This is a genomic window from Pseudoalteromonas sp. MIP2626 (genome assembly GCF_013414205.1).
GTDB lineage: Bacteria > Pseudomonadota > Gammaproteobacteria > Enterobacterales > Alteromonadaceae > Pseudoalteromonas > Pseudoalteromonas nigrifaciens.
Map to the genome: position 1 here is coordinate 1 of NZ_JAATTW010000087.1, position 3,679 is coordinate 3,679.

General features: G+C 37.9%; 3 protein-coding genes. All 3 read right to left on the reverse strand.

The genetic code is table 11. The features are described from left to right. Positions 1-201: 201 nt before the first annotated feature. The 3 genes from HC000_RS17905 to HC000_RS17915 all read right to left on the reverse strand — a co-directional run bounded on the left by HC000_RS17905 (position 202) and on the right by HC000_RS17915 (position 3,604). A complete protein-coding gene (locus tag HC000_RS17905) occupies positions 202-651 on the reverse strand; it encodes a dsDNA nuclease domain-containing protein (protein ID WP_179808361.1) in 450 nt (149 codons plus the stop codon). Positions 652-768: 117 nt separating this feature from the next. Next, the gene (locus HC000_RS17910) at positions 769-2,490 is read right to left on the reverse strand and encodes an ATP-binding protein (RefSeq protein WP_179808362.1); all 1,722 of its coding nucleotides are present in this window, start codon (positions 2,488-2,490) and stop codon (positions 769-771) included. 13 nt (positions 2,491-2,503) lie between these two features. Further along, positions 2,504-3,604 carry an SIR2 family protein gene (locus HC000_RS17915; protein WP_179808363.1) on the reverse strand — a complete coding sequence of 367 codons (1,101 nt, stop codon included), beginning with the start codon at positions 3,602-3,604 and terminating at the stop codon, positions 2,504-2,506. Positions 3,605-3,679: the final 75 nt, after the last annotated feature.

The following is a 3,679-nucleotide window of genomic DNA, read 5'->3' on the forward strand; positions in this document are numbered from 1 at the left end:
TTGTTTATAATAAGTCGTAATAGCGACATTATGGTGTTGGCAGAATTCAATATTAGTACCACTAAACGTACTGCGTTGCAGCAAAAGCTGCTGCCACTGTGCGCTTGTTCTGTAAGTTTTCATCACCTGCTCCAAATTTATCATTGAGCAGGTATTTTTAGATAATCAGAACATCGATGCTAGGTGTGGTTCGCTAGACGCTTACGCTTCATTAATACTACCCCATGCAGGTGGATATGCAGAATGTAGATGCGTTTGATCTGATCCAGGCCAAAGAAATTTGACATCAAGAGGCCACTTTTTACCATTAATTAATTTGGCTAGTTTGGGACTTGGTGGTTGATTTGTAACGATTACAAAAAAAGCCTGACCAACGCGCTTATTTGTACTGTGCTCTGCCCTGAGGTCATTAAATCTTTCAAGGGCTCCATTGATGTCACTAGGAATGATTGGGCCAGATCGAGTCTTAACTTGAATGTACGTTCTATCGTCACTTACTATTTCTATATCTTCATCAAGCTCAACAACAATCGAAGTAACATTTGCACTAGAGGCCGAAAATAAACAGCCTACTGCATATAAATGCTGATAGAGAAATCCTCTGTGCACTGACTCAATTAGTACAGCTTGTCGTTTGTCTAACACTTCCACAAAATTTCCTTGTATTATTACTGTTTTAAGCCATTTATAAATTGTATAGTGGACATAACGGGCACATAAAACGTTTTTTATACCAAAACAGTAAAACTTGTTAACGGAATAAATTATTTATTGCCAACTTGAAGAAAAATTCGCACTTTTCGATGTTGGTTCATTTGTTGGTTTTTTCATTTTTACTGTCATAGGAAATGGAAAATCAACACCTAGTAATAATGCCTCGCCTTGGCCTAATACGGGAAGAAATGAAGCTGAGCGTTGATCTATTGCACCAACGGCCTTTTTTACTATCTCTTGATCATGTTGATTTGTTAATCTATGAACAATAAGTGTACCAATTTGACTCAGTACATCTTCAGGTATATCGCGTGGCCTTTGAGTAGCGATAACAGTATTCAAACCGTACTTTCGACCTTCTTTAGCTATATTACCAAAAGCATCAAGCTCAAACCTATTAGTTTCTTCACCAACTTTTTTGTTGAGAAATTGATGCGCCTCATCAATAAAAACTAACAGTGGCTGCTGATGATTGATTTGACCTTTTCTTGCTAACGACAATAACTTTCTACCAATTGCATTTACTAATATCTCACGCGAGTTTGCTTCAAAGGTTACTTCGGATAAATCAAGTCTGACAACTCGCCCTAGTTCTTCAGTACCGCAGAACCGCTCAAGAATGTTAGGAATCATTTGATATTTGTAATCAGGATCTATCATCCACTTGAGGTATGGGTTATTCGAATATGCCCTAATTCTCGAAGCCAAATTTAAGCAATAACCAACGTCATTAGGAGAAACATCTCCCCATTTTTCGGGATTCTTTCCAAAGTTCGCTGATGGATAAATACATTCATTTTCTATTTGAGTCGCTAGGTTAGAGAATCTCCATGACCTCAAGTGCTCGTCTGAAACAATACTTGTTACTGCTGATTCAAAGGGAATTTTAAGACACCCAGTTTTCTGAACGGTACCATTTGGAAGAAAAGTCATGTTATGTGCGGGAACTGATCGATATGCTTCGTAGACTTTTAAACTTCTAATAGCCTCATCTAATTTTGGTGATTGACTTTGTGAGGAAGGTCGAAGAAATGCTCTAATATCACTATCTGTAAACTTCCAGTGAGGGAAAATAACCCTGTTACTTTCATTTGATAATGGGTGTTCTCCTACATAGTAACTTGCACAAGGAAGGTTTTGATATTCGCACGTAGGGTCTATTATTAAAGCTTTACCACCAGCAAGATGAACTTCTTCTATAATCTTTGCCATCGAAAAGCTTTTACCACCACCTGTAGCACCGAGTATTGCGCAATGTCGAGAAAAAAGTTTTTCTGGTGTAACATGAATAGTGACGGAATCGTCATGCGGTAAACTAGCCAAAGGAAGGTGAATTTGATTTTCCAAATCATCTTGCTTACCCTCAGCAAGTAATGACACTAAACATGGATGAGCTGAGTATATTTGACTACCTAATCGTGGATGTTGCTTTATACCTTTATAATTCCGGCCGTTAGAGGGGTTCAGGCTCACTAATATTTGAACTAAACCAATAGGATGATTCTCTGTTGGCTTATCTGCCAAACCATCAACACTGAGACGCTCCCCACCTTCAATCCATACTTTTACTAGACGTCCGAGTATTGCAGTCTCGCCTACATCTATAAATACGAACTCATTAACTTCACCAGCGGCAATTCTGTTACCGAATGACCAACTAGGCTCGCCTGACCCCGCTTTAGACAAGTTCACAATTATTTCAGTGGCCGAAACATTAATGACACTACCAATTCTTCTAGTCGAATCGTAAGGTGAAAACCATTCTTGCAAATCCATTTATTTCTGCTCCCTACTTAACATTTTCAGCTAATTTTTCAAACAGTTTAAATAAGTCATCTTCAGGGCTTTTCGATCTTCGTTCAGGTAATAAACTTGAAAATTGCTCAAAAGTTGAATCCAAAATAGCTATTCTTCCATCTCCGTGGTTTATGGCTGATCGTAACAAATCTCTAATACCACTATTAAAAGAGCCACTTTCATTAAAAGGATCTTTAGTAGCCACCATTAGCATAAATTCAGGATTCGTTCTTAAGGCCATTGTTAAGGCGTTATTAATATGCTTATCATTAAAGCCAAAACCTAAACAAAGTACACCTGTTCTTGGCTTTTTAACTGCTTCTAAAAATGATGACATCATGTCTAGATATGGTGAATCGTAAGAGTTTTGATATTTACTGCTGCTAGGGTAGATAAAAACAGGCTCCCCCTTTTCGCTGTCGGCAGAGGTTTTTCTAATTCTCCCGTTTATTTTTCGCCAATCCACAGAACCATGCATTTTATATAGCTGAAAAACATTTGGGAGATATGCGCCTTCATTACTTAATGATTGTCCTCTATTCACTATGTCGTAGTTAAACCACATTGGATTAAAGTATGCAGGGTTTGAATATTCAAAACCATCGATAACAACAAACCCAGTATTTGATGCAGCATGTTCAAATGCCAAGTCATAATTGGTAGTAAATAGCTTTAACCTCTGCTGCTGCGCACTTCTACGACCTACTGCTCGAATAAATTTATCATGGCTTATCCAATCATCTGTATCACTAATAAGATCTGTAAAATTAGTTTTCTCAAGTATGATTCTTTTAGCCTGTTCTAAAAACTTAGTTACTTGAGCTTTTCTAGTGGTAGACAAATCACCAACGGCAAGCGCGGAGTCGCACAAGGATAAAAAAAGTTCTATATCAGCTTTAGGTTTACCTTTATCATCGGTAATTACTTGTAACTCTTTGTATTTAATAGCGGACTGTACGAGTTCGAATAATTTTAAATCTGCTTTACTACAACACTCCCAAAGATGCCACATGCTTGGCGCTATTGCAGGTTTATTAGGCTTATTAAATGTTAAAGATGTACCAGAACCTGCCAATATAACGTAAGCGCGCATTTAAGCAGTGCGCTTAGCTATAATCGAAGTCTAGCTGCACATTCCACGGCATTAGGTCGGTAAAATCATCATCAC